Here is a 543-nt window from a genome sequence, read left to right on the forward strand (position 1 = left end):
AAGCTTGTTCACTATGCGGAGGCTGGAGGATTTCGTGCCGCAGTCCCATCCGCTGCGCTCGATCCGGACTATGGCCAACCAGGCGCTGGTGAAGATGGACCGGCTGTTCGCGCAGATGTACGAGGCCGATATCAAGGGTGGCCGCCCCAGTATCGCGCCGGAGAAGTTGCTGCGGGCCATGCTGCTGCAGGTGCTCTACAGCATTCGCTCTGAGCGCCAGCTCATGGAGCAGACGCAATACAACCTGCTGTTTCGCTGGTTCATCGGGCTGTCGATGGACGACTCAGTTTGGGTGCCCACGGTCTTCACCAAGAACCGCGAGCGACTGATCAAGCATGATGCGGTGATCCAGTTTTTCAACGAGGTGCTGGCCATCGCGCAGAAGAAGAACTGGCTGTCGGGTGAGCACTTCAGCGTGGACGGCACGCTGATACAGGCGTGGGCAGGCCACAAGAGCTTCGTGCGCAAGGATGGCGACGACCAAGACGATGACGCCGGCGGCAGCTTCAAAGGTCGCAAGCGCAGCAACGAGACACACGAATC

At 60.0% G+C, this 543-nt stretch carries 1 protein-coding gene; it reads left to right on the forward strand.

Annotated elements, in window-relative coordinates:
• Positions 1 to 543 (forward strand): IS5 family transposase (locus tag MKD38_RS30865; RefSeq protein ID WP_252669795.1); only part of this gene is annotated, 543 nt, incomplete at both ends.

The organism is Cupriavidus sp. WGlv3 (genome assembly GCF_023952475.1).
In the GTDB taxonomy this organism is placed as follows: Bacteria; Pseudomonadota; Gammaproteobacteria; order Burkholderiales; family Burkholderiaceae; genus Cupriavidus; species Cupriavidus phytorum.